This is a genomic window from Lujinxingia vulgaris, assembly GCF_007997005.1.
Taxonomy (GTDB): Bacteria; Myxococcota_A; Bradymonadia; order Bradymonadales; family Bradymonadaceae; genus Lujinxingia.
Genome location: NZ_VOSL01000078.1, coordinates 1 through 485, shown reverse-complemented (window position 1 = coordinate 485; position 485 = coordinate 1). Strand labels below are relative to the sequence as shown.

Annotated in this window: 1 rRNA gene; it reads left to right on the top strand. The window is 54.2% G+C overall.

Features of this window, described 5'->3' with window-relative positions:
• Positions 1–485 (top strand): 23S ribosomal RNA (locus FRC96_RS15975); the annotation flags it as partial.

The window sequence follows — 485 nt, the reverse complement described above, 5'->3', positions numbered from 1 at the left end:
CCTTGAAAGAAAGCGTAATAGCTCACTGGTCAAGTGAATCTGCGCCGAAAATACAACGGGGCTTAAACTGTCTACCGAAGCTGCGGATTCTGCACTTAAGTGCAGAGTGGTAGGGGAGCATTCCAATCGCCGTTGAAGGTGCACCGCGAGGAGCGCTGGAGGTTTTGGAAGAGCGTATGCTGACGTGAGTAACGACAAGACGGGTGAGAATCCCGTCCGCCGAAAGCCTAAGGATTCCTGGGCCAGGTTCATCCTCCCAGGGTTAGTCGGGACCTAAGACGAGGCCGAGAGGCGTAGTCGATGGAAAACAGGCAAACATTCCTGTACCTCTTTGTAACATGTTGATGGTGAGGAAGGACGGAGAACGCTAGGTCCGCCGGACTGATGGATGTCCGGTACAACCCGGTAGGCGGGTCAGATAGGAGGTGTTCGCACCACAAACGTCTGACCATTTAAACGCTGAGAGGGAAAGTGGAGAGTCCCCC